24 protein-coding genes are annotated in these 23,415 nt (G+C 61.1%); 6 read left to right on the top strand and 18 right to left on the bottom strand.

Annotated elements, in window-relative coordinates; genetic code table 11:
* Positions 1-584: 584 nt before the first annotated feature.
* Genes AK821_RS05795 through cpaB form a run of 8 tightly spaced genes read right to left on the bottom strand, consistent with a single transcriptional unit; the run spans position 585 to position 8,052 of the window.
* Positions 585-863, bottom strand: coding sequence for a DUF3613 domain-containing protein (locus tag AK821_RS05795; protein WP_064388832.1), 279 nt, complete (start codon positions 861-863; stop codon positions 585-587).
* 11 nt (positions 864-874) lie between these two features.
* On the bottom strand, positions 875-1,564 hold the full coding sequence (locus AK821_RS05790; RefSeq protein ID WP_064388819.1) for a tetratricopeptide repeat protein: 690 nt from the start codon (positions 1,562-1,564) through the stop codon (positions 875-877).
* A 10-nt stretch (positions 1,565-1,574) separates the two neighbouring features.
* Positions 1,575-2,465 carry a type II secretion system F family protein gene (locus AK821_RS05785; protein WP_064388817.1) on the bottom strand — a complete coding sequence of 297 codons (891 nt, stop codon included), beginning with the start codon at positions 2,463-2,465 and terminating at the stop codon, positions 1,575-1,577.
* Positions 2,462-3,346: a type II secretion system F family protein gene (locus AK821_RS05780; protein WP_064388816.1), complete on the bottom strand. Its 885-nt coding sequence runs from the start codon at positions 3,344-3,346 to the stop codon at positions 2,462-2,464. The genes AK821_RS05785 and AK821_RS05780 overlap by 4 nt, the downstream gene beginning before the upstream one ends.
* 10 nt (positions 3,347-3,356) lie before the next feature.
* Positions 3,357-4,628 carry a CpaF family protein gene (locus AK821_RS05775; protein ID WP_064388815.1) on the bottom strand — a complete coding sequence of 424 codons (1,272 nt, stop codon included), beginning with the start codon at positions 4,626-4,628 and terminating at the stop codon, positions 3,357-3,359.
* The gene (locus AK821_RS05770; protein WP_064388814.1) at positions 4,625-5,815 is read right to left on the bottom strand and encodes an AAA family ATPase; all 1,191 of its coding nucleotides are present in this window, start codon (positions 5,813-5,815) and stop codon (positions 4,625-4,627) included. Before AK821_RS05770 ends, AK821_RS05775 begins: the two co-directional genes overlap by 4 nt.
* The gene (locus tag AK821_RS05765) at positions 5,812-7,080 is read right to left on the bottom strand and encodes a type II and III secretion system protein family protein (RefSeq protein WP_064388813.1); all 1,269 of its coding nucleotides are present in this window, start codon (positions 7,078-7,080) and stop codon (positions 5,812-5,814) included. Before AK821_RS05765 ends, AK821_RS05770 begins: the two co-directional genes overlap by 4 nt.
* Positions 7,081-7,101: 21 nt before the next feature.
* Positions 7,102-8,052, bottom strand: a complete 951-nt coding sequence (cpaB, locus tag AK821_RS05760) for a Flp pilus assembly protein CpaB (RefSeq protein ID WP_064388811.1) — start codon at positions 8,050-8,052, stop codon at positions 7,102-7,104.
* Positions 8,053-8,391: 339 nt separating this feature from the next.
* Here cpaB and AK821_RS05755 point away from each other — a divergent pair, with 339 nt between their 5' ends.
* The gene (locus tag AK821_RS05755) at positions 8,392-8,601 is read left to right on the top strand and encodes a Flp family type IVb pilin (protein WP_064388809.1); all 210 of its coding nucleotides are present in this window, start codon (positions 8,392-8,394) and stop codon (positions 8,599-8,601) included.
* 71 nt (positions 8,602-8,672) lie between these two features.
* Positions 8,673-9,080, top strand: a complete 408-nt coding sequence (locus AK821_RS05750) for a response regulator (RefSeq protein ID WP_064388807.1) — start codon at positions 8,673-8,675, stop codon at positions 9,078-9,080.
* Between the two features lie 37 nt (positions 9,081-9,117).
* Here the strand turns inward: AK821_RS05750 and AK821_RS05745 are convergent, their stop codons facing one another.
* Positions 9,118-9,894 carry a response regulator transcription factor gene (locus AK821_RS05745; protein WP_064388831.1) on the bottom strand — a complete coding sequence of 259 codons (777 nt, stop codon included), beginning with the start codon at positions 9,892-9,894 and terminating at the stop codon, positions 9,118-9,120.
* 106 nt (positions 9,895-10,000) lie between these two features.
* Positions 10,001-10,471 (bottom strand): prepilin peptidase, encoded by a 471-nt coding sequence (locus tag AK821_RS05740; protein WP_064388804.1) that lies wholly within the window; start codon positions 10,469-10,471, stop codon positions 10,001-10,003.
* A gap of 75 nt (positions 10,472-10,546) precedes the next feature.
* Here AK821_RS05740 and AK821_RS05735 point away from each other — a divergent pair, with 75 nt between their 5' ends.
* Positions 10,547-10,987: a TadE/TadG family type IV pilus assembly protein gene (locus AK821_RS05735; protein WP_064388802.1), complete on the top strand. Its 441-nt coding sequence runs from the start codon at positions 10,547-10,549 to the stop codon at positions 10,985-10,987.
* The gene (locus AK821_RS05730; RefSeq protein WP_064388800.1) at positions 10,984-13,719 is read left to right on the top strand and encodes a PAS domain-containing sensor histidine kinase; all 2,736 of its coding nucleotides are present in this window, start codon (positions 10,984-10,986) and stop codon (positions 13,717-13,719) included. The genes AK821_RS05735 and AK821_RS05730 overlap by 4 nt, the downstream gene beginning before the upstream one ends.
* Here AK821_RS05730 and AK821_RS05725 read toward each other — a convergent pair.
* From AK821_RS05725 to AK821_RS05705, 5 genes are all read right to left on the bottom strand, one after another.
* Positions 13,716-15,704, bottom strand: coding sequence for a pilus assembly protein TadG-related protein (locus tag AK821_RS05725; RefSeq protein WP_064388799.1), 1,989 nt, complete (start codon positions 15,702-15,704; stop codon positions 13,716-13,718). The two genes, AK821_RS05730 and AK821_RS05725, sit on opposite strands and share 4 nt — an antisense overlap.
* A 258-nt stretch (positions 15,705-15,962) precedes the next feature.
* Positions 15,963-16,520 (bottom strand): DUF4136 domain-containing protein, encoded by a 558-nt coding sequence (locus tag AK821_RS05720; protein ID WP_064388797.1) that lies wholly within the window; start codon positions 16,518-16,520, stop codon positions 15,963-15,965.
* 54 nt (positions 16,521-16,574) lie between these two features.
* Positions 16,575-17,189 (bottom strand): DUF4136 domain-containing protein, encoded by a 615-nt coding sequence (locus tag AK821_RS05715; RefSeq protein WP_064388794.1) that lies wholly within the window; start codon positions 17,187-17,189, stop codon positions 16,575-16,577.
* Between the two features lie 12 nt (positions 17,190-17,201).
* A complete protein-coding gene (locus AK821_RS05710; RefSeq protein WP_064388792.1) occupies positions 17,202-17,951 on the bottom strand; it encodes a methyltransferase in 750 nt (249 codons plus the stop codon).
* Positions 17,951-18,253 (bottom strand): MazG-like family protein, encoded by a 303-nt coding sequence (locus AK821_RS05705; protein WP_017336358.1) that lies wholly within the window; start codon positions 18,251-18,253, stop codon positions 17,951-17,953. Before AK821_RS05705 ends, AK821_RS05710 begins: the two co-directional genes overlap by 1 nt.
* A gap of 238 nt (positions 18,254-18,491) precedes the next feature.
* Here AK821_RS05705 and AK821_RS05700 point away from each other — a divergent pair, with 238 nt between their 5' ends.
* Together AK821_RS05700 and AK821_RS05695 are read left to right on the top strand one after the other, a co-directional pair.
* Positions 18,492-18,785, top strand: a complete 294-nt coding sequence (locus tag AK821_RS05700; RefSeq protein ID WP_064388791.1) for a hypothetical protein — start codon at positions 18,492-18,494, stop codon at positions 18,783-18,785.
* Between the two features lie 215 nt (positions 18,786-19,000).
* A complete protein-coding gene (locus AK821_RS05695; protein ID WP_064388788.1) occupies positions 19,001-20,350 on the top strand; it encodes an MATE family efflux transporter in 1,350 nt (449 codons plus the stop codon).
* On the opposite strand, the gene AK821_RS05690 is transcribed toward AK821_RS05695, so the two are convergent.
* From AK821_RS05690 to AK821_RS05680, 3 genes are all read right to left on the bottom strand, one after another.
* Complete coding sequence (locus AK821_RS05690; protein ID WP_064388830.1) at positions 20,344-21,168, bottom strand: alpha/beta hydrolase; 825 nt, start codon at positions 21,166-21,168, stop codon at positions 20,344-20,346. The genes AK821_RS05695 and AK821_RS05690 overlap by 7 nt on opposite strands.
* Positions 21,169-21,261: 93 nt before the next feature.
* Positions 21,262-22,056: a DUF4123 domain-containing protein gene (locus AK821_RS05685; RefSeq protein ID WP_064388786.1), complete on the bottom strand. Its 795-nt coding sequence runs from the start codon at positions 22,054-22,056 to the stop codon at positions 21,262-21,264.
* On the bottom strand, positions 22,053-23,402 hold the full coding sequence (locus AK821_RS05680) for a contractile injection system protein, VgrG/Pvc8 family (protein ID WP_064388784.1): 1,350 nt from the start codon (positions 23,400-23,402) through the stop codon (positions 22,053-22,055). The genes AK821_RS05685 and AK821_RS05680 overlap by 4 nt, the downstream gene beginning before the upstream one ends.
* Between the last annotated feature and the right edge of the window lie 13 nt (positions 23,403-23,415).

Raw genomic sequence — 23,415 nt, 5'->3', positions numbered from 1 at the left:
GTGGAGAACGGTTGGGTGTCAGGGTGGCATTTCTGGCAGACCAGCTCCCACAGGAATTGCATGCTGCCTGCAAGAAATGGGTTGGCTGGCAGGCGCCATCGCGAGCAGGCTCACTCCTACAGGTGGATCGGGTACATCAGTTGGAGATTGGTCGGCTGTCAGGCCGCCATCGCTGGCAAGCCAGCTCCCACAGAGATTGAGTGAAGTCAGCCAATAGGCCGAGTGTCAGCTCGCCTCGCTTTTGATCTTGATCCACGGGCGACGTCGGAAGGCTGAGTGGAGGGGTTGATCCGGGGGTGGGAGCGCAGCGACCGTTTGGCGCAGCCAAACACATCGAGAGGAGGTGCAGCGAAGCAAACCGTAGGCGATGCCCCCCGGATCGATCCCGGAGCGAAGGAACCCCGAGCTCTAGCGAGCGGGCCGTACGTAGGAGCAAGCCTTTTTGGTTACTTTTTCGGCGTCTGGAAAAAGTGACCCGCCGTAAGGGCGGAACCCTGAGCGGCCGTGACCGCAGCAACGGACATGTACTCGGTTCCCCTACAAAAAGAGCAAAGATCGCAGCCTTCGGCAGCTCCTACAGGCAATCAACCACCCCCCCCCGAACCACTATCAACCTTACCCCCCTGCTCCTGATCAAAAAACTCCGGTATCTCATGCTGATAACTTTTCAACCACCGCTGCATGACCAACTCCCGTTCCGCCGGGGTCAACGTCTGCAGGGTCGGCGAAGCAACCTTGTTACGCGCCTGCAATTGCAACCAGCCCTCGGTTTCCTGCTGCTGCGCCGAAGCCGGACCCGCATCAATGGCATGGCTGATCAGCGGCACAGCGAACAAACCAAGACAGACAAGGATAGCTTTCATCATCGCGCCCCCTACTTGAGCATCGCCGTAACGGCAACGGTGGACCGGTTCGGCAGCTTGAGTTTCTCCGCACGCCCCTGCGCCTCGCTGAATTGCGCCGGGCTAAGGCCAAGCCGACTAACCAGTTCAGCCGCACGACTCCAGTCGTCCTGATACAACAACAGAGTCACCAGATTCAGCGCCGCCAACTGATCACTCTGCTTGAGCTCCATGGCGGTGAGAAACTCGAAGCGCGCATCTTCAAGGCGCAGTTGATTGAGGTAAACCACACCGAGGTCATTGCGGATTTTTTCGTCGGTAGGTGCCAGCCGCGCGGCGCGTTGCAAATGCGCCTGCGCCTGACCGTAATCGGATTTGGCCGCAGCGAGTTGCCCCAGACCGTGCTCGGCTTCGGCCGCCAGACACGAACCGAGCAGGCTGCGATACAGTGGCTCGGCCTCGCTGCGCCCGAGCAAGCGATAGACCTTGGCCTTGCGCAGACGCACGTCGGCAATGTTGTCCGGCAGGCTTTGCAGGTTGGCGAGGCTGGCGTGCAGTTTACCGTCGTTGGCCATGTCGTCGGCCAGGTTCAGCGACAGTTGTTGATCGGAGCTCAACTTGGCACAACTGGCGGAATTGGTCAGCGCATCCCACGGCGTTTGCCCGGTGTTGGCACAACCTCCGAGCAGCAGAAAACAGGCACCTGCAATCATTGCTTTCATCACGATCCCTCTAGGCTCCCAACGCCTTCGCCAGGGCAGTGAAGCCCGGGCCGGCCAGGACAATCAATAACGCCGGGAAGAGAAACAGCATCATCACGACGGACATTTTTGCGGACATCTTGGAGATGTATTCCTGCAGGCGCGTCAGGCGCCGGTCATCAAGCAGTTGCTTGAGCGCCAGCAACGACTTCATCGCGCCGCCGCCCTGATACAGCAACTGCTGAAGAATCACGCAGGTGTCGGTGAACTCATCCACCGCCAATAACTGCGTGGCCTTGTTCAGCTCCTCGCCCAGTTCCAGGCCGGAGTCAACGCGACTCAGCACCAGGCGCAATTCGTACGTCAGCACTGGCAACAGTGCCTGACCTTCATGACTGAGCACGCGCAACGCCTGCTCCACGGCCATGCCTGATTCGAAAAGAATGCGCAGCAGCGGAATGAACGTGCCGATCTCGCTGGCCAGTTGTTTTTGCCGACGCGTCACGGCGATCACCAGCAGACGTTTGGGCAACAGATAGCCGACGCCGAGGGCGAACAACGGTGCGATCCATTGTTTTTCCACAGCAGGAAAAAACACCGATTGCAGCAGCAGCGTCAGCGCCAGCAGCAACAGTGGCGAGCCGATCTGACAGGCTGCGAAAAGCGAACGCTGACGCGCACTGCGCCAGCCGAGGCGGTTGAGCAGCGACTGGGTTTCATTGTCGAGTTTGACGCTGTGCTGACCGACCTTGCTGTCGCCGAGCACTTGCAACAGGTTGCCGAAACGGTTCTCGCGGATCAGGTCGCCCTCCAGTCGACGACTGATCTGCCGCGCCCGCCGACGCTGCTCCAGCAGACTGGTCAGGAGCAACGCGGCAGCGCCGAGCAGTAACAGCGCGCTGATCATCAAGGGCGTGGTCATAGGCTGCGCAACATCCGCCAGAGCAACAGACTGCCGATCACCTGCATGCCGAACGCCGTGGCCAGCATCCGCTGCCCGGAGGGGTCATGCCACATGGCGACCAGATAGATCGGATTGGCCATCAGGAAATACCCGGCCATGGCAATCGGCAGCAAACCCAGGACCCACGCGGTGAGGCGGGTTTCGCCGGTCATCGCCCGTAACTGACGCGAGGCCTGATCGCGTTCGCGAATCATCTTGATCAGGTTCTCCAGCAGCTCGCTGGCGTTGCCGCCGTAACGGTGATTGACCTTGAGGCCGAGGGCGAACAGGCGAAATTCATCACGTTCGTACAGCTCGGCCAGATCCGACACCGCATCCGGCAGACTCACGCCCAACTGCACGTTGCGCTGCACCCGGCCCATGGCATTTTTCAATGGATCTTCGCTGGTCTCGATGCCGCCCAGTACGGCATCGGCGAGGGTGCGTCCGGACTTCAAACTGCGCACGGTGTAATCGAGCAGTTGCGGCAATTGTTCGATCATCCGCCGCAGCCGACGTTGATAGCGCCAACTGACAAACAGGCGCAAAGCCAGCGGCGGGACAACGAGCAACACCAACAAACCGATCACTCCGGCGAGGGCGAAACCGGTCAGCACGCCGAACGCCCACAACAGCATCCACAGGCCGATTCGCTCCGTCGGCCGACCGAGGCCGGCACGTAAAAACGCCCGTTCAAGGCCGACCCAGTGCGGCGCTTCCACCGCCAGTTGCGGCTGTCCTTGATTCAACCGATCGATCACGCGCTCGGTCCCGCCCTGACGCCAGCCGTTGTAGAACAGACGCAGTGACAACCCCAGCAGCGTCAGGCAAATCACGATCAGCAGCAGCGGTTTGAGCATGCCGTGGCCCTCAGTGCGCGAGCGTCGATTCGCGACGCAGCTTGTCGCCCGCCGGGTTGACCGCTTCGCGCAGAAAGCCGAAGCCGGTGCGCCGGTCGAGGCGGAACAACGTGTTGGTGACGTAGACGTCCTCGCGTACGCCGACCACTTCCACCACTTCGCTGACGCAGCGGCGTCCGTCGGGCATTCGCGTCAGTTGAATCACCACGTCGAGGGCGGCGCAGATCATCTGCCGCAACGTGCGTTCGGCAATGGTGCGGCCGGTCAGGCCGACCAGGGTTTCCAGGCGCAGCAAGGCGTCTTGCGCGTTGTTGGCGTGCACGGTGCTCATCGAACCGTCGTGGCCGGTGTTCATCGCGGTCAGCACATCGACCACTTCGACGCCGCGAATCTCACCGAGGATGATCCGGTCGGGGCGCATGCGCAGGGCGTTGCGGATCAGGTCACTGGCCTTCACCTCGCCGTGGCCCTCGGCATTCGGCGGACGGGTTTCCAGGCGCACGACGTGTGGGTGGCCGAGCTGCAATTCGGCGACGTCTTCGATGGTCACCAGCCGCTCATGCGGATTGATCAACTGGCTGAGAATGTTCAGCAGCGTGGTCTTGCCGGTACCAGTACCGCCGCTGATAAGGATGTTGCAGCGCTTGCCCACCGCTTCTTCGATGAAGTCGTAGATCGCCTGATCAATGGTTTGCATCGCCATCAGGTCGGTGCTTTTGAGCATGTCCTTGCGAAATTTGCGGATCGACAGGCACGGCCCGTCGAGGGCGATCGGCGGGATGATCGCGTTGACCCGGCTGCCATCCGGCAGGCGTGCATCGACCATCGGCGACGATTCGTCGAGACGTCGCCCCAGTGGCGCGAGAATGCGCTGCATGACCCGCTCGACGTGGTGCGCATCGATAAAGCGCAGATCACTCAAGTGCAGCACGCCATCGCGTTCGATAAACACCCGGTGCGGCCCGTTGACCAGAATCTCGGTCACGGCGCTGTCGCGCAGCAGCACTTCGAGCGGGCCGAAACCGGTCAGCTCATCGACGATTTCTTCGGCCAGACGCTCCATTTCATAACGGGAAATCGCCAGGTGCAGGCGCGCGATGTATTCGGCGACCTTGTCGATGACGAACTGCGAGAGCACCTGCCGCGAGCCTTCCAGCAGGTTTTTCCCGGACTCTTCGATGGCGTCGATGATGTAGCGATGCAACACCAGTTTCAGGCCATCGTGGTCGGTGTTGCCGCTCGCGTGGCGCTGCGGGCCACCGAACAGTTGTTCGCTGCTCATGAGGTGCCTCGCAAGCGGTTGAACCAGTTAGCCTTGGGTTTGGCCAGGCCTTCGGAACGTTTTGCCAGGCGTTCGCCGAGGGTGCGCAGGCTTTGGCTGATGGCTTCGCGCGGGGCCAGTTCGAACAGGGTCACGCCCTGGTTTTTCGCGTTGAGGCGAATCTCCGGGCTGTAGGCGAGCACGGCAATCACCTCCAGGCCGAAGGTCTTGCCGAGGGTGTCGGAATCCGGTGCGACGTTGCGCAGATAGCGGTCGATCAGCAATCGGCCATGATCAAGCTTCATGCCCTTCTCACGCCACAAATTGAGCACGGCAAGGTTGCGCCGGCAGTCGAGCACGTTCTGATCGGTGTACCAGAGCAGCTTGTCGCAATGGCTGACGAACGTGCGCAGCGCTTCGCTGTCGGGCTGGCCGGTGAGGTTGACGACGATGTGCTGGAAATGTTGGCGCAAGGCGCTGAGCAACATGTACAACTCGGCGGCGCTGGTGCGCTCCAGCGGCTCGTCGGAACTGGCGTAAGCGAGGATGCGCAGGCCCGCTTCGGCACTGGTGAACGCGCTGTCGATCAGCGTTGCATCGAGACGCCGCAAGTGGCGCAACGCATCGCCGAAATGGAACGAGCTTTCCAGGCCAAGCAAGGCCAGGCTGTCGCCGCGCGGCAAACCCAGATCGAGTAGCAACGTCTGCTGCCCGCTCTTCTGCACCACCAGCGCCATGTGGTTGGCCAACAGTGCGCCGTCAGCGTTGCTTTGCACGCCATAAAGCACAGTCAGACCACCGAGTTGGGTATTCGGCGTGACGGCTGGCAGGCGTTTGCTCAAGCGCCGCACCAGCCCGGCGACTTCACTGGAGCGCGATCCGTAAGCGACGAAATCCCGCGCACCGGCGCGCATCGCGTTGAGCACCAGTTGATTGTCCATGCCGTCGCCGAGGGCGACGATGGCGAGCATCGGTTTGGCTTCGAGCACGCCTTCGATCAACGCGCTCTGCGCGACCAGATGATCGCGATCGAGCCCGACGAACACCAGGCTGGCGAAGGTCACGTCAACCAGCGCGAGCAACTCGTCAAGGCTGCCGCCTCCGGCGCTGACCACCTGACCGAGCGGCGCGAGCGCACCTTGCAACCACTCAAGATCGGTGTCGTTACGGGTGATGGCGAGGAAGGTCTGACTCAGGCTCTGGCTCATTGCGATAACCCGCTGCGTTTATCGAAGTTGCCGTTTTCAAGGAAGTACAGGCGATACCAGTTCGGGTCGTAGTTGCGCAGTTTTTCACCCGGTAGCGAAGGCAACGGCGCGTTGGCTGCCAATGGCTGCACCAGGTGCGGGGTGACGATCATCAGCAATTCGCGCTCTTCGCGATTGATCGACGAATTGCGGAAAAACGCGCCGAGCACCGGGATGTCGCCAAGCCCTGGGAACTTGTTCACCTGCGAAGCGTTTTGCGTGCTGATCAAACCGCTGATCACAAAGCTTTCGCCATCGGCCAGCGAGATGCTGGTGTCGGTGCGGCGGATGGTGAACGCCGGCACGGTGGTGCCGCCGATGGTCACGCCATTGTTGTAGTCCAGCTCGCTGACTTCCGGCGCGACCTTGAGGGCGATGCGATCACGGCCGACGACGGTCGGCGTCAGGGTCAGACGAATGCCGAATTCCTTGTACTCGATGGAGTAGCTGTTGCTGTTGGCGCTCGGTACCGGAATCGGAATTTCGCCACCGGCGAGGAAGCTCGCGCTCTGCCCGCTCAACGCCACCAGGCTCGGCCGCGCCAGGGTGTAGGCGAAACCACTGCCTTCCAGCGCATTGACGATGCCGAGGAATTTGCTGCTGCCACCGCCCCAGACAATGTTGAACGCGTCGTTAACCAACGGGATGCTCGGCACAGCGATGCGCGGGTCGATGTTGCGCAAAGGCACAACGCCGGGCGTTACGCCCGTGCCGGGCACCGTACCCGGAGCACCGAAGAGAAAGTTATTCGAGCCCTTGCCGAAGATCTGCGTGCCGGCCTCCTTCAATTTGGTGCGACTGACTTCGACAAAGCGAATGTCGGTCTGCACCTGCGAAGGCAACGTCGGATCGTCCGTGGCAGGCAACGAGACCGTCATTGCCGCACTGGCCTTGCCCTGCACAAACACCATGCTCTGACGCGGTGCGCTGGTGCAGGCCGTCCAGATCATCAACGTGGTGGCGCCGGGGGCGACACCGGTGAGCAATACGCTTTGATCGCCGGTCACGCGCACGTCGGCAATTTTCGGGTCGCCCACCGCCACGCGGGTGATCGCCACCGGCGATTGCAGTGCCTGTTGCAGACCTTCGCCGACTTCCAGGGCCGCCGGCAAAGGGCCGAGCGCGGCGCAATTGCCGGCAGCGGCGACGGCAGTGCCGATCGAAGCAACGCTCAGCAGCGAGGCCCGGAGCAAACCGTTGAACAGGGGCATGAAGCATTTGCGCATGTAAAGGCGTCCTTGCTCGAATCAGGGAGTGGGTTGAGCGTTTTCGGCACCACGGATAACTTCCACGGTCGGTTTGCGCGCCGTCGGTTGCCCGGCTACGGCAAATGGTTTGGGCGCGGGCGCAAGTGATAACTGGCTGAACTCGAGCAACGCGCGACGCGGCGTGTCGAGTTGCGTGGCGACATCGTTTTCGCCGGCCCAGTATTTCGCCAGTTGTTGCTCATCGGCGCTGCGTACCGCCAGGCGCAAGGCACCGGCACCCGATGCCAGCATCAAACGGCTGAGCAACGCTTCCGGCACCGCCAGCACCACGCTGCGCGCTGCCATGCGTTGTTGTTCCTGCTTGAGTCGTTCATCGTCACTGCGCGCGGGGCGGGCGGATTGACCATCGTTGGGCAGGCCCATCTGGCTGCCGCCACCGGGCACGCGCACCGCCGGCACCACCAATTGCGCCGAGGCCTGTGGATTGTTTTCGTCCTTGCGCAGAAACAGCAGCACATCGACGTAATCGCCCGGCGCCACTTGCCCGCCGACGCTGATCACTTCATCCACAGACACCGCCAGTGCGCGTTCACCGGGCCGGATCATTCGCGCCAGTTGGCTACCCGGTGCAAAGCTTTCTTCATTCAGCCAACTGCCGGCGCTCAACGGCCGCCACGGCGTGCGGCCAATGACTTGTTCGACAGTGCTCAGGCTGCCAGCGGGCGCGGTGCGCAGTTTTTCCACGGTGACATCGGCTGCGGTGATTTTCACGAACGGCGCAATGTCGCGCAGCAATACCACCACGGGTTGACGGGTCGGATCTTCAACAGGTTGCGCAGGCACCGCAGGCGTTACGTCCTGGGTGACGGCGACGGGTGCTGCGACCGGTTCGACGGCCGGCTGGCGGCTCAAGGTCAGCCCCCAATACCCGGCAATGATGGCGCCCAGCAAAAACAATCCGGCCAGACCCAGCGTGACGCGACTGTTCATGACGGCTCTCCCTTTCCCGCTGCGCGTTCTTTCTTATGCAATGACCCGTAAACTTCCAACGAGATAAATTCGCAATCAGGCAGCTATGAACAAGTAACTATTTCGCTATTTGACGGTAGTCCAGCGCGAACAAAACGCCATTAACAGCGATGAAATATCCAACGAAAGTAGGAGGCTAAAGCGCCAAACATGGTTTTTTAGTGTAATTGCGCCAACTAATACTTTCGGGTTAATTCGTTCTTACAGTTGTAGGGCCGGGGAATGCCGACAATGCTGATGCTGGCACAGGGAAATCATGTTGCGAACGCGCAACACCTGGCGTGCTCAAGGAGAATCCTCATGTCGTATTCCCAAATGGTTAAAAAATTCAAAGCCGAGATTGCTTTCTTCAAAGGCCTGGCCAAAGACACCGAAGGCGCATCAGCCATTGAATATGCTCTGGTCGTCGGTCTTGTCGCGCTGGTGATTGCAGCCTTCGGTAACGGCATCGGCACCCAGGTCACCGCGGTTCTGACGGCTATCCAGACTGCACTCACACCGACTCCCTGATCGCCCCGGTTACTTGTCAATGCGGCCATTGGGTTCTAACGTCAGCACTCAGTCCATTGCAGGTGTTGCCTATGAACTCTCCACACACTCCTCGCCAGCAGTTGCTCCTCGTCGACGATGAGGAGGACGCACTGCTGGAGCTGGCGGAGTTACTGGAGGGCGAAGGCTTCACCTGTCATACCGCAACGTCGGTGAAACTTGCCTTGCACCACCTGACTCGCCATCCCGATATCGCCCTGGTGATTACCGATCTGCGCATGCCGGAAGAAAGCGGCATGTCGCTGATCAAGCGCCTGCGTGAACATACTTCGCGTCAGCATCTGCCTGTGATCGTGACGTCCGGGCATGCCGATATGGAGGATGTCAGCGATATGTTGCGCCTGCAGGTGCTGGACCTGTTCCGCAAGCCGATCTATCACGTGCGATTGCTGGAAACCCTCGACAACCTGTTTCCCAAGTCCAAGGCTCACAGCGGTTGAGGTTTTGCACCCCGGTGGTGGCCGGGGTCAATGGAGTTCAGTGCGCAGTCACCCGTTGACGCATGCCCGAGTTGCTTGGCGATAACGCCAGGGCCAGTTGGGTGCGGTTATGCATGTGAGTCAGGCGCAGCACTTGCGAGACATAGAGTTTGACTGTGTTCTCGGTAATCCCCAGTTCACAGGCGATCTGATAGTTGGTCTGGCCTTTGCCCACCAACCGTGCAACGTCGAGCTGGCGTGGCGACAGCTGATTGAAGATCGCCGGGATCTCCACACCTTCGCCCTCGCCTTGCGCTTCTTCACCGGCTGGTGCGGGACCACGGCGGACTTTGTCGAGGTCCTGATAAAGATCGTCGATCGACTCGGAGAGGTATTGCAGCTTCTGATTCAGGTGGCCGAGTTGCAGGGTTTTCTGACGCTCCGCCAATACCACTTCCTGGCGGCGCAGCCCTTCAAGCAGTTCGTCCAGATCCACCGGTTTCTGGTAGTAGTCGGCGATCCCGGCACGCAACGCTTTGATCACATCCTGCTTGTCGGCACGCCCGGTCAGCATGATGGCTTCGAACATCCGCTGTTTGCCTGCCAGCCGTTGCAGTTCCTGGACGAGCTGGATGCCATCCATGTCGGGCATGTGCAGGTCGCACAGCACCAGACCGATGGCCGGATCCTGGCTGAATTGCTCGATCGCCTGTTGGCTCGATTCGCATGGCACGCAACGGTAGCCGCTGCTCTCGATGAATTCGCAGAGCTCTTCAACGATCAACGGCTGATCGTCGACGACCAGAACTTTCACAGCTGACGTAAGCTTGTTCACTTGCCACTCCATGCCCAGGCCAAAGGCTGACCGTTCCTGTAATAACGCTGATTTGAAAGTAGACCCACTTTCCGACTATGTACATAGGACTAGTGGCATGGGGCGACTAATGGATCCAAATCAACGTCAGGATCGTCCCCATCAGCACGAACGGTGCAAATGGCAGCTTTTTTGACTTTCCAGGGGCTAGATATCGAAGACATTCCCTAAGCCGTTGACTCATATGCAGCCAGAGTTTTGGCACCACTACGATCCACAAGGCGCTGACAAGTGCCGCGCCGATGAATGCACCGAGCAGGTGATGACCGTCCGTCGCAAGGCCCAAAGCTGTCATTAGTTTCACATCACCGGCGCCGAAACGCTTCAGCCAGTAACCGGGCAGCGTCAACAACAGCGCCAGTAAAAACGCCCAGCCACCCTGCACCGCTTCGGCACCCAGCCAGGTGTGGCCAGTGACCAGCAGATACACCGCCGCCAACCCACCGACACCTAAGGTCAGCACGTTGGCGATATGCCGCTGACGAGCATCCTGCGCCGCGCATAGCGTCAGCCAGATCAGAACGACAAAGCAGTGCATGCGGTAAAAAACGTCCGTTTTGGCTGAATGATTCTATGCTGATATTACGTAGTGAATGTCAGGGTAGACGCACTCATGAAATCCGGCCTCCCCCGTAAACAAAAAGGCGCTGTCGCCATCGAATTCGCCTTGGTGTTCGTGATCTTTTTCGCCGTGTTTTATGGCTTGGTCAGCTACAGCCTGCCGCTGTTGTTGATGCAATCATTCAACGAGTCCACCGCCGAAGCCGTGCGCCGCAGCGTGGCGCTGGATCCTGCCTCGGCGAATTATTCGACCGTCATTACCACAACCGCGCGCACCGAACTCGGCAGGCAATTGGCCTGGTTGCCCGCCGCGCTGAATTTCAATGCCGCCACTGACAGCACCATCACCTATACCGGCGGCGTGCTGACGGTGACCATCAATTACCCCACGAGCAAATTGAATCAGGCGCTGCCGTTTCTGGTGCTGCCCGGTGTCGGCACGGTGCCGCGTCTGCCCGCGACATTGCGCGCCTCGTCGAGCCTGCAATTTTGAGTTCCGGTGACAAGCTGTTCGGCCGCCTGCTCAATCGACCTCTCGGCGTTTCCCCGACTCAGCAAACGGCGGTGGTGCAAAGCGTCGGCCTGCAGCTGTATCTGGATGGCGACGGCTACGTCAATCATCTGAGCGGGCCGTTGCGCCATGTGTTGGCCGCGCAGCTGTCGAGTGCGCAACCCGCGCATCTGCTGACGTATTTGCTGCCGCACAGCAGCCTGAGCGTCGAAGGCCAACCGGCCGACTGGCAAGGCCAGATGCTCGATCTCGATTTTTTCAGCCAGGCCGGGCCGCCTCTGCACTTGCGCGGTTGGGTGCAGGCGCAGGACGGCGGCTGGCTGCTGCAACTGCTCGACATCGGCGACTTGCTCGGTGAGCGACGCCAGGCGCGCAGCCGCGAACAATCGCAGTTGCTCGCCACGCAGATTCGCGATCAGTTACGCCTTTGCAGCCTTGCACGTCTGCCTGATGCGCTGGGCGAGCAATTGCAACGGCTCAGTCAACACTTGCATATCCCGTGTCTGGCCGTGGCGCTGCTCGATGAGCAAGGCCTTGGCTGGCAGATTCATCAGCACTACGCGGCATTGAACGCGCCCTGCCTGTGGCGTGAACAGCAGCCTCTGGGCACCGCGCTCGACAGCCTCGACGGTGCGTCCCCCCAGCGTTTGCTGAGCAGCGAGCGGCCGCGCCTGAGTGCCATTTTCGGTTTGAACGAAGGTTTTGCCGTGCCCTATCGCGACGCTCAGGGTGTGGCTGCCTGGCTGTTGTGCGCCGACTACAACGTGCAGCAACAGGCGCCCGACCTCAGTGATCATGACTGGCTTCTACTCGCCGCCGCCGTGGCCGCGCCGTTACTGGAACGGCTGCGCGAGCATCGTCATCAACAGCAACTGGAACGCCTGGACACCCTGCAAGCGCTGCTTGGCACCGGTTGGTGGGAAGTGTTCAGCGACAGCAACCAAGTGCAATTGGCACCGACACTGGCGCACAGTCTCGGCTTGATGACAACGCAGTTGCCGATTCAGGACTGGTTCAATCAGGTGCATCCCGCCGACCGCGATGAGCTGCGCAGTCGCCTGCAAGCGTTGCAGGATAACGGTGCGCCTCTGGAAGTCTGCGTGCGCTGGCAAACCGCCGAGCAACCGTTGCCATTATGGTATCGCCTGCAAGGCCAGTCTTTGGGCATCGGTGCCCAGCGTCGACTGGTAGGGTTCATGCTCGACATCAGCGACATCAAGAACCAACAGCAACAGGCCGCCGCCGCCCATGCGCGGCTGGACAACCTGATCGCCAGTTCACCGGCGGTGATCTACGTACAGCGCTATGTGGCAGGCGCGCTGCAACCGAGTTTTTTCAGCGCCAGTCTGCAAGCGCTTTTAGGCTGGAGTCTCGTCGATTGTGACGACGGTCGACTGGTTGAACACGTGCACCCGGAAGACCGTCCGCGCTATTTCGAGCGTAACCGGCAATTGCTGCGCGAAGGTTCGGTGAGCGCACGCTATCGGGTGCTCGACCGTCAGGGCAATGCGCACTGGCTGCTCGATGAGGCCAAATTGCTGCGCGACGATCTCGGTTTGCCGGTGGAGGCCGTCGGTCTGTGGCTGGACGTCACCGAAGCCACTCTCGCCGCCGAACAGATCAAGGTCAGTGAAGAGCGTTACCGGATTCTGGTGGAAGACTCGCCAGCAATGATTTGCCGTTATCGTCCGGACTTGACCCTGACGTTCGGCAACCGGCCACTGGCGATGTATCTGGAGTGCGCATCCGAGCAATTGCCCGGGGTGAACCTGGGCAGCTGGATGTCCGATGAACAGCGCGAAGCCTTCGTGCAGCGCCTGGCGCAACTGACCCCGGAACTGCCGGTGAGTACAGCTGAAATCAGCCTGCGCCTGCCGGGTCGCGAACACGCGTGGTGGGTCTGGTCGGATCGCGGGGTGTTCGATGAGCACGGCACGCTGGTCGAGGTGCAAGCGGTGGGCCGCGACAACACCGAAGTGCGGCGCTCGCAGCAGCAACTGACGCAAAGCGCAAAAATGGCCACCCTCGGCGAAATGGCCACGGGGCTTGCCCATGAGATCAACCAGCCGCTGAACGTGATGCGCATGGCCATCGTCAATGTGCTCAAGCGCCTGAGCAACGGTGATGTGCAGATCGACTACCTGACCGACAAACTCAAACGCATCGATGCGCAGGTGCAACGCGCAGCGCGGGTGGTGGATCACATGCGCGTGTTCGGGCGGCGTTCGGAAATCGAACAACAGCCGTTCAATCCACTGGAGGCGATCGAAGGCACGCTGTCGCTGCTGTCGGAAGGCTTGCGCGGCAAAGGCGTGGAGTTGCGGATCAAGGAAGCGGACTTCCAGGTTCAGGTGCGCGGCTACGTCGATCAGCTCGAACAAGTACTGATCAACCTGATGGTCAATGCCCGCGACGCGTTGCTCGGCAAGCGCGAAGCGAACCGCGACTTTCAGCCGTGGATTGCTTTGCACGCCGAATGCGACGAACACGTGGTGCGGCTATGGGTCGAGGACAACGGCGGTGGTATCGATCCACGTTTGCTGGAGCGGATATTCGAGCCTTTTTTCACCACAAAACCGGTCGGCGTCGGCACCGGTCTGGGCTTGTCGGTGAGTTATGGCATTGTCGAAAACATGGGCGGTCGCCTGAGCGTGCGCAACGGCGATGAGGGCGCGCAGTTTTGTATCGAGCTACCGATTGCGCTGCCCGATTAGATCGCCAGCATCGGTTGCCCTGGTGGCTTGCAACTGAGGTTGGCACCGACGTCAACCTTGTTCAGGGTGATGCCGAGGTTGGCCAGCAAGCCATCGAGAATCGGATCGAGCACCGGGCTGAGCAGGTTGTCGATGACCACGCCGAGCGTGTTGTTGACGCCCGCCAGCACGTCTGCCGTGGTGGTGAGCAAACCGCCCAGCAAACTCGAACCGGTGGGTTTGTAGGCCTGCACCTGAACCCCACTCAATGTGCCTTTCAAACTGTTGACCACGCTTTGTGTGCCGAAGCTGTAGGTCATTGGCGTTTGCTTGATTTCCGGTGGCTGATTGTAGGTGTGAATGTTTTGCATGCTCGCCACCGAGGTATCAACCTTCACCCCCAGACCGCCGCCATAAAACGCTTTGCGCGTGCTCTGATCACACGTCGCCGAGCCCAGCCCGAGTAAAGGAATGGTGCAGGTGATGACGCCAACATCGATCAATGCCAGCGGCTGCACGGTGACATCGGCCGAAGAGGAAAAGGCATTGGCGGCGTCGATCTTGCCGACCTTGAGCTTGACCAATGAGGAGTTGGTCTGGGTGGTCAGGCTTTTCGTGGCGTCGCTGACGCAGTTGAAATCGGTGACATGGCTGTCGGCAGCGGCGGCCTCGAGCAGGATGTCGATGGTAGAGGTGGGCAGAATCTGCAGATGGGTACGCTGACAAGTGCCGCCCAAGGTGCAGAACAACGAGTTCAGCGTACCGGCGATGTTCAGGTGCAGCAGGTTGTTGAGGGTATCGGTCAAGCCACCCACCAGCGGCGTACTAACGATGGCGCTGGCGAGGCCGGCAACACCGGACAGCAGCGGCAGATTCAGTGAGATCAACGTGCGTACCTGCGCGGTTTTCACGTAGATACGATTGGCGCCCATCGGGTCGGCCTTGGCCAGCGCCGGATTGCCCACTGCCGACAATTGCGGCGGCTGGATGACTTTGACTTTCACCGAGCCGTTGACCAGCCCCGGAATACTCAGCGGCACCGTGGCCGTCAGGGCGTTCTGACTGTTGGCCAGTTGCACCACGGCTTCGAGCAACTGGAACACTTGCAGATTGGCATTGAGTGCGGCCGAGGTGGCGCCGGTCTGCAGTTGCAGCAATTGCCCGAGCACCACCGAAGTGTTGCCGACGATGGCTTTCAATCCGACCAGTCCACTGACCGCGACACTGGTGGTGGTGCCGCCCTTGGTCAATACGGTGATGGCGGTGTCGAGCAGTTGGTTGACCTGGATGCTCTGGCTCAACACCTGCGTGTAGTTGCCGGCGTCCATGTGCAGATCGAGTGCCAGTTGGTTCAGGTAACCGAGCAGACTGATATTGGTATCGACGAGGCCTTGCCAACCGCCAACGCTGAGGTTGAGGCTGCCCCCGAGCAAACCGCCCCACAGCGCATTCAACGCCGCCGACTTGCTCGCGTCGACCGTCAGTGCGGTAGTGCCAATGGTCAGTTGCGCCAGCGGCGGCAAAATGGCCGAAGTGCCGACCGCCGTTGCATGCAGACGTGTCGTTGGCGACACCCTGCCCGGCTGGAACAGCGCATACAGAGCGGCAGCCACACTGGTGGGCACCACGCGTGTGGCGACGACGCTGATTGCCGCTTTTTTGCTCGCATCCATCGTGAAGGCGCGCAGATTGTTTGCACCGGGTTGCACGGTGCCACAGGTCTCGGTGAGGGTCGTGTCCGCTGCCACGGTAAAACCGTTGCGCGCCGCACTGGCGGTGGCATAAGCCGCCGCGCTGAGCCCGGTCAGGCAATCGCCGCTACGCGAAACGGCCTCGAGCGCGGCGACATCGACCACCCGCTGCAAGCGGCGTTGCTCCATGTACAGGCGACCGCTGTCGACCACCAGCACCATGCACACCAGCGCAAGACCGAGGGTCAGCGCCGCCATCAGGCCGATCGCCCCGTGCTGCCGGGCCGGGCCGTTGAAATGCGAGCGAGGCGACATGGCGCACTCCTTTGCCGTTACCTCCATTGGTGCAGATGAGTGTAGACGGGCTCAGTGAAGCTGCTGGCAACGCGCCATTTACTCACAATCCTGGGGCTCACCTTGGATAACTATAGGAGTGAGCCTGCTCGCGATAGCGGTGCGTCATGCCGCGCTGATTCGCCTGACACACCGCCATCGCGAGCAGGCTCACTCCTACAGGGATCTGTGCAAGCCAATAAAACGGGGGAGCTCAGTGGCTCCCCGTTTTTTTAATTTTCAGCGCGGTGGATAGTTGGTGAGAATGCGGGCGACCGTCTCGCGGATGGCATTGCTGCGATCTTCCGGGTTCGGTTTGCTGGCGAGCATCTGTTCATCGCTGCCACGCCACACCAGTTTGCCGTCCTTGCCGTCGAGCAGGTCGATCTGGATGGTCGCGACCTTGTAGGTGATGTTGCGCGTTTCGTTGTACATCGGCGCGCCCCAGTAGCCGTTCCACGGGCCGCCCCAACCGCCGCCGTAATTGGTTGTCACTTGCTGCTGACGATTCTCGACGATCAGGTAAGTCTGCACGCTCAAGTCACCCTTGGCGCCGGCAGCGGCAGGCCGCAAGCCACGCTGATCGAGTTGATCGGTAACGGCCTGACGGATGCGTTGTTCGGTCAGATCACTTTTGATCCGTGGATCATCGGGGCGATATTGCAACGCGGGGTCTTTCCAGCTCCAGCTGCGATAAGCGGCAAAGTCGCGACTGGCATCGAAGTCATGATTGACCTGGTTGGCGGCACAGGCGCTGAGCAGCGCGGCCATGGTCAGTAGAACGAGACGGCGGAACATGGTTTTTCTCCGGTGGAAGACATGAACCTGCTGGAGCTTCTCATTTGCACAAAGCTAACTGGGAGGATACGCCGACATGGCTTTTTCAACAGCCTCGCGAATCGCATCCGTGCCATCGATCTGATTGCCCTTGGCGCCGGTTTCAGCGCTGGCACTCCACACCGGTTGGCCGGTGCCGGCGTCGAACAGATCGACCTGAACCACGACAACCTGTTCCGAGTACGTGCGCACCACCGGCATCGTGTTGTACATGCCGTAACCGCGGCCATAACGATCATAGCCGCCGTATCCGCCGCCGTAGTAGCCATAATCGTCCTGGACCTGGCGCAAACGGGTTTGCAGACTCAGACGAGCGCTGACCAACAGGTCGGCCGGACGATTGTCATGCAGCGGACGCAGGCCGCGCTGATCCAGCGCATTGCTCACGGCTTCGGCCACCTGCGCCGAATCGGCCCACGCGGTGCCCGGCGGCAGTTGCCCGTTGAGCCAGGCCCAACTGCGGTAACGCCCATAATCGCGCGGCGGCGCCGGGTAGGCGCTGCGATCAAAGGTCTTGGCGGCTTGCGGCGGTGCCGGCGGCAAGGGCCGCGACTGCGCCACGTAAGGATTGCTGCCCTGGCAGGCGGCCAACCCCAGACAGATCAGCAATAACCCGGATTGAGCTTTCATTTCGTGCTCCGATCAGACCGGCCGGCAGATCCAGTGCAAGTAACGCCCAAGCCCGGCGAAGCTTGGGTGGCGACGGTGAGCGAGCTCCATCTCGAGCAAATCGACGAGTTCGGCACGGGCCTGAAACTCCACCGGCATGTAGTCGTGGAAAACCCGGATGCCACTCTGGGTTTCGACCTGCCACAACCCTTCGAGTTGCGTTGCCAATTCCCGAGGATCGAGGGGCTGTTGCGGGGTCAGGCTCTGCTTTTCACCGGCCATGTGGTTCTTGCGCATTTTCTTGAAATGGCCTTTGAGCAGGTTGCGGTAGATCAGCGCGTCGCGGGTGTAGAACGCCAGCGACAGCCAGCCGCCGGGCTTGGTCAGTTGATGCAGCACCGGCAGGATCGCGTGGGGTTCGGCGAGCCATTCGAGCACGGCGTGGCAGATCACCAGATCGTAAGGTTCGGTGAGTTGCCCGAGCAATTCCTGCCACGGCGCCTGAATGAAGGTCGCGGTCTGCCCGGCTTCGGCGAATCGCTGGCGGGCGCCTTCGAGCATCGGTTGCGCCGGTTCGGTGAAGGTCACTTCGTGGCCACGTTCGGCCAGCCACAGCGACATGTGGCCGAGACCACCGCCGATGTCGAGCACCCGCAACGGGCGATCCGGCAGGGTTTCGGCAAGGTCAGCCTGCAACACCGCGAGGCGTATCGCACCCTTGGCGCCACCGTAGATTTTTTCGGCGAAACGGGTCGCCAACTGATCGAAATGCCGGTCGCTCATCAGCTGAACCGCCGTTCGCTGTCGGCGAGCTTGCTGCGCACCACTTCATTCATGTCCAACCCCAATTCGCTGCACAGCAGCAACAGATACAGGACGATATCGCCGACTTCCTGCCCGGCGTGGGCGAGCTTGTCCGCGGGCAACTGGCGCGACTGGTCTTCGCTCAGCCACTGGAAGATTTCCACCAGTTCGGACATCTCGACGCTGGCGGCCATGGCGAGGTTTTTCGGGCTGTGAAATTGCCGCCAGTCATTGCGGTCGCGGATGGCGTGCAGGCGTTCGGTCAGTTCAACAAGGTTCATCGGGTTCTCCTGGAGGCGTATAGCTTCGGGGGGATGCGCCCTGAAGGCAAGGCCCATGTAGGAGCTGCCGCAGGCTGCGATCTTTTGACCCTGGTTTTGAAAAACACCATCAAAAGATCGCAGCCTGCGGCAGCTCCTACCGGTTTTCCGTTCGGCGTAGCATGGGCCATACTCGTGACAGGGAACTCGGCCACCTGCGTTGTGGCCCAAGGCTCAGCTCTTTCATCAGGATGAACACATGCAGGTAGAAAGCTTTTTCGAATGGCTCGGCCAGGCGCTCGGTTCGATCATCCGCTTTATCGTCGACGGGCTCAGTGGGCTTTTCAATATTTTGAGCAATGCCGGCGGCAACTTCGTCGACGGGCTGGCGAAGACGCTGGGCATGGACACGTCGATCATCAGCATCATCGCGCTGATCGTCGGGCTGATGCTGCTGTGGTCGGCGATTCGGGCGTTCATGAATGCCTCGATCATTGCCGGGATCATCTGGTTGTTGCTGGGATTGTGGCTGCTTAGCTGGATTATTCATTAGGCCTTTGAAGAGCCCCTCACCCTAACCCTCTCCCGGAGGGAGAGGGGACTGACCGGGTTGTTCTGCAGAAATACGCCGACTTGCGGTACCGAGTCGAATTCAGGTTTTGAAAACGCCAGAGATCGGCTCCCTCTCCCTCCGGGAGAGGGCGGGGCGGGCGGCGTTCCGATGAGGGTGGCTTCTTCCGCTACAATGCCGCTCCCCAAGGAGCCCGCATGTCCACTCTGATCGCCGACTGGCGCGACCGCCCGACTCACCGCAAGGTCTGGGCGCTGGCCGCGCCGATGATTCTTTCCAATATTTCCGTGCCGCTGGTGGCGCTGGTCGACAGCACCGTCATCGGCCATTTGCCCCACGCCCATCAATTGGGAGCGGTGGCGGTTGGCGCCAGCCTGTACACCTTTCTCGCCTGGGCCATGGGGTTTCTGCGCATGGGCACCACCGGCTTTGCCGCGCAAGCGTCCGGGCGCAGCGATGGTGCGGCGTTGCGGCAGATTCTCTTGCAAGGGCTGCTGCTGGCGATGGGCCTGGCGCTGGTGCTGGGCACGCTCGGCGTACCGTTGAGCGGGATCGCGCTGCACTTCATGCAGCCGTCGGCGGAACTCGATCAGCTCACCCGTGATTTTTTCCACACGCGGCTGTTCGGTCTGCCGGCAGCGCTGGCCAGTTATGCGTTGGTCGGCTGGTTCCTCGGCACGCAAAACGCCCGGGCACCGCTGGCGATTCTGCTGACCACCAACCTGATCAACATCGCCCTCAATCTGTGGTTCGTCATCGGCCTGGACTGGGGCGTGGTCGGTTCGGCCCGCGCCTCGGTGATTGCCGAGTGGAGCGGCGCCCTTCTCGGTCTGCTGTTGACCCGCAAGGCACTGCGCGCGTATCCGGGGCACATCGTCTGGGCTGCATTGAAAGTCTGGCAGAGCTGGCGGCCGTTGCTGGCGGTCAACCGCGACATTTTTATCCGCAGCCTGGCACTGCAATCGGTGTTTTTCATGATCACCGTACAGGGCGCCCGACTCGGCGATGCGACGGTCGCGGCCAACGCACTGCTGCTCAACGGCCTGCTGCTCACCGCCCATGCACTGGACGGTCTTGCTCATGCCGTGGAGGCGCTGTGCGGCCATGCCATCGGCGCGCGTGATCGTCTGGCCCTGCGCCGTTCGCTGGTGGTGGCCGGCGGCTGGTCAATGATCGCAAGCCTCGGTTTTGCTGCGTTGTTTCTCCTGGCCGGGCACCTGTTCATCGAGATGCAGACCAATATCCAGAGCGTCCGCGACACGGCGTTTATCTACCTGCCCTATCTGGCTGTGCTGCCATTGATTGCAGTGTGGAGTTACTTGCTCGACGGTCTGTTCATCGGTGCCACCCGCGCCCGGGAAATGCGCAACGGCATGCTCCTCACCGTTGCCCTGCTGCTGCCGTTCGCCTGGGCGCTGCAAGGTTTGGGCAATCACGGTCTGTGGCTGTCGTTTCTGCTGTTCATGGTGCTGCGCAGCCTTACGCTCGGGGCGATGGCCTGGTGGCTCAAGCGCAATGACGGTTGGTTCACCGGCGGCGTTCACTGAGTAGGCGTGTGCTGGATGAAACCGACGATTTGATCGAGCACCGGCGCCAATCGCCGCAGCGGCCGCGATAACGTCGCAATCAGCGTCACATGGCTGGGCCGCGAGTAATACAAGTCCTGCACCGGCACCCCGGCCTCGCGCAACTTGCGCGCCAGACCGCCGGTGTTGCGTGTCGGGTCGACCAGATCATCCTCAGTCGCCGCCATCAGCAAGGCCGGCGGTGCGCCGCGACTGACGTGGTTGATCGGCTGCGATTGAGGCGGCGAATCCGGCCAGAAAAATACCGGGCGCACTTCAGGATTTTCGATTGGCAGGAAATCGTAAGGCCCCGCCAGCCCGATCCAGCCGCGCAGATCGTTGGGCGACATGCCCACCGCCGCGAGAAAATCCGCATCGAGGGCGAGCATCGCCGCGTTGTATCCGCCAGAACTGTGACCGAGCAAATACAAGCGTTGCGGGTTGCCGGAATACTCGCGGATATGCGCCCTGGTCCACGCCACCGCCTGCGCGCCATCTTCCAGAAACCGCGGATAGCGCACCTGCGGGTACAGGCGACAATCCGCTACCACAGCAACAATCCCCCGCGAGGCCAACGCTTCGCCGACGAAGGTGTAGTCACTGCGGTCGCCACTGTTCCAGCTGCCTCCGTAGAAAAACACCACCACCGGGGCATCGGCGAGCGGCTGACGTGGTACGTAGACGTCGAGCTTGTGCCGTGGATCAGCCCCATAGGCGATGCCCGTCGTGCGGCTGAAGGTGTTGTCCGGCGTCAGGGCATTGAGGACTTTCACCGGTGAACAGCCGCCGAGGCTCAGCATCAGCAAGGCGCTGCTGACTAGACTGAACCATGTAGCACCCAACCAGGTTGCACCGAACCAATGTCTCAAAGCACCGCTCATGGAGGCCCACCCTCAGGTTTTGTCGTTCTGCCAATGTCGACGCAAATGGTCGAGCCGCTCCTGTTGCGTCAGCCCTCCCGGCAGCGGCACCAACACTGCACGCGGATGCTGCAAGCGTAGCCACAACCAGCCATCGAGCACTGCACGCTCGGTAAATCCCAGCGCCATGCCTTGCTGGGCATGCAACCACAACTGCGCATAGGCGACACGCATGGATTGGCTCCAGCGCCAGATATGTTGCTCCAGCAGGCAAGTCTGCAGGCGCTCGCGCTGGCGCTGGCTCAGCGCCTCCTCGATTTCCAGGCTTGCAACGGTCAGGCGAGGGTTGCGTAATTGTTGCCAGCCCTCACAACCGATACCCCGATCCGCCCAGGTTCCACCGAACCAGCGCACCTGCAGAATCGGCCCGAGCCAGCGGCTCAACTCCCGGGCATCGCAGGCATCGAAAAAGTAGCTGGCGGTCTGGCAGTTGTAAAAGCCCAGCAAGGCCCGATGGCTCAGGCCAAATGAAACGGTGAGCATGCGGCGCAAATGGCCGAGCAAAGGGGCCACCGGTGCTGCGCTTTCGAGCAGCAAGCCGCGCCAGGTCTGAGGGTCGCTGTGACACAACGCGGCCAATGCCGGGCAACCCTGCAGGCTGACCAACAGTGGTCCTTGCTCACGAACGGATTGAAACTCGGTGCCGTCGAACAGCCAGAAACACTGCACCCCAGCGAAGCCCGCGCGCAGCGTGGTCAATGCCCGCGGCGCATCGACACTGTCGAGCAACAACCACTGCGCAATGGCGCCGGGCGCTACACCGCTCATCGTCCGCCGCTCTGTTCAAGGGATGTGACCAGGCGACAGGTACACACCGACTGCGAACAATGCACGAAGCTACCGCCGCCAGGCATCAGGCACAGCAACATCAAGGGTTCGGCCGATAGCAGCAGGCGTTGCAGCCCGTCATTTAGCCGGGTTGGCGGCGGTAATGGCGAGGGCTTGTCTACGACTGACGTCGCTGCGACTTGCAGGACTCCCGTGATCATGGGTTGATCCGGATCACCTTCGAAGAAGCTCACCACCACTTCGACGCCCTCTACCAGGGCATTCAACGGCGCCTCGGTCAGCGCTGGCGCCAAAGGCAGCCAGCAATGGCTGTCGGCGGCACCTTCGCCCTGGTACGACCAGTCGAACTGCACCGCCACCGGGCGCAGCCGATCAGGACGCGGTTCATCGACGGCCACCACCCAGGCCCGTTGCAGACTGTGCATGCGCGGATGCACAGCGACCGTCGACGGTGCAGCGACCCAAGCCTGCTCCACCGCAAAGATCCGGTTGCTGTAGGCCGGTACCTGAAGTTGATCGGCGTGATGTTCGATTCGACTCAACAACCAGCGCCGATTGCATTCAGCAACCGGATGGCCGCTCAAAGTCAGCCATCGGCCGCTGCGCAATCGCGCCAACTCGGTTTGGCCTTCAGCCGTGCGCGTCGCCTGCGCGCTGTTGGCCCGGCCCTGACGTTGGTTCTGCAAACGCCATTGGTGCACCGCAAGCGGCGTTTTTTGCCCGTCACCTTCGGCGCAGAACACTGCTGCGACGGCTTGCGGCAGTTGCGTCGGATCATCGCTAAACACCAGGCAATGCCCGTCGTGACGATGTTCGAAGTAATAGTGAATGTGCGCCTGCTGGCACAAGCGTTGGAGCAATTGCTGATCCGACTCGTGATACTGGGTGCAGAAAGTTCGGACAGCATGCTCATGATGGCACTCGAAGCGCCGCTGTGCGCCAATGATCCCATGCTCCCTGAGCACTTGATCAAGGATCTGCGGCACCGACCGGCCATTGAAAATGCGTTGACTGAAGCGCAGGCCCAGGCAGCTCAACTTCGGTCCAAGACGCACTCGGCACAATCTCGAAGCACGGCCGTATTCGTGCTGGACAAGGCTTTGCAACTGCCCGTGCACACCCTCCCCCAACGCGCCGAAACAGAGAAACGCCGATCGGTACAGCAAGCCGGCAAGGTCCAGTTGCGGGTCGTCGATCAACACATCGATCTCGAACGCAAACGGCTCACTGAGCGCTTCGTTACCGGTAAAGGCCAGAACTTCGAGAGGGTCGGACAGACCCGCTACATCGAGACGAAACAACGACTCGTTGAATGGATCGAACATTGGCGGATCTCTA

The sequence above is a fragment of the Pseudomonas sp. RIT-PI-r genome (assembly GCF_001297015.1).
Classification (GTDB): Bacteria; Pseudomonadota; Gammaproteobacteria; order Pseudomonadales; family Pseudomonadaceae; genus Aquipseudomonas.
Note: the sequence above shows the minus strand (reverse complement) of the source record. Positions and strands in the feature narration are given on the sequence as shown.